Genomic DNA, 1177 nt, shown 5'->3' on the forward strand with positions numbered 1-1177 from the left:
TGTAATAGCCACGACTTTATCTGACAGTTAGGGGTTAAAAATAATTGTCAGTTATCCAATATTATCCTTACTTCCAAAAGTAAGGATTTTTTGTTCCTCTGCAAGAGTTTCCAATAATTTCTCTTTTGCAATAGTTTTACTATCTAGAAACGTCTGCATCGGTGTTTTACCGTAACAATGTTTTCCTGTATGCGTTCTTTCATTGTTGTAATACGACAACCAGCTGTTCAGGTCTAATTGCAGTTCTTCAATACTTCTGTAAATTTTCTTTCTAAAAGCTATAGCATAAAACTCGTCCTGTATCGTCCTGTGAAAACGTTCGCAAATGCCATTGGTCTGAGGACTTTTAGCCTTGGTCTTTGTGTGATCAATATCTTCAATGGCTAAATAGAGCTGGTATTCATGCTGTTCTCTTATCCCACAGTATTCCGTTCCTCGGTCTGTTAAAATTCTGAGTAAACGAAGTTCCTGCTGCTCAAAGAAAGGGACTACCTGATCATTAAGCATGTCAGCAGCAATAAGAGCATTTTTACGGTCATATAGCTTTGCAAATGCTACCTTTGAATATGTATCAATAAAAGTTTGTTGATAAATATGCCCAACTCCTTTGATATTGCCTACGTAATAAGTGTCTTGAGCTCCTAAATATCCAGGATGATGAGTTTCAATTTCTCCATGAGCTTTTTTCTCTTCCTTAGCTCTTTCTAGTGCTGAAAGTTGAGATTCAGTAAGGACTACACCATCTTGAGCGGATTTGGCTTCCAGAGCTTTTAATCTTAGTTTAAACGTATGCAGATCGTGTCTTAACCAAATACTTCTGACTCCACCTGGTGATACAATGAAACCTTTCTTTTTAAGTTCATTACTTACTCTAAGCTGCCCCAAAGCAGGGTTTTCAATAGCTATATCAACAACAGCCTTTTCAATGACTTCATCTACACGATTTTTTAATACTGGCTTTCTTCTGGAGATTTCCTGTAATGCTAATTCACCTCCTTGCTCATACAATTCTTTAAATCTATAAAAACTGTCTCGGGAATATCCCATCACCTTACAGGCTTTGGATACGTTTCCTAAATGTTGTGCTAATTCAAGTACGCCTAACTTGTTTTTGATGATCTTTTGTTGTGTTGTCATAATACTTAATCTGTTTTAAAGTTATTTAATTTGATTATAA

Annotated in this window: 1 protein-coding gene; it reads right to left on the reverse strand. The window is 35.9% G+C overall.

Annotated features, from left to right (window positions below; translation table 11 throughout):
* Window positions 1-51 precede the first annotated feature (51 nt).
* A complete protein-coding gene (locus GTR01_RS24425) occupies window positions 52-1137 on the reverse strand; it encodes an IS481 family transposase (RefSeq protein ID WP_160140295.1) in 1086 nt (361 codons plus the stop codon).
* Window positions 1138-1177 lie beyond the last annotated feature (40 nt).

It is taken from the genome of Chryseobacterium sp. c4a (assembly GCF_009900745.1).
In the GTDB taxonomy this organism is placed as follows: Bacteria; Bacteroidota; Bacteroidia; order Flavobacteriales; family Weeksellaceae; genus Chryseobacterium.

Excerpts from the sequence above, each read along its gene's own strand:
- GTR01_RS24425 (WP_160140295.1), bottom strand. The coding sequence starts at position 1,137 with ATGACAACACAACAAAAGATCATCAAAAACAAGTTAGGCGTACTTGAA.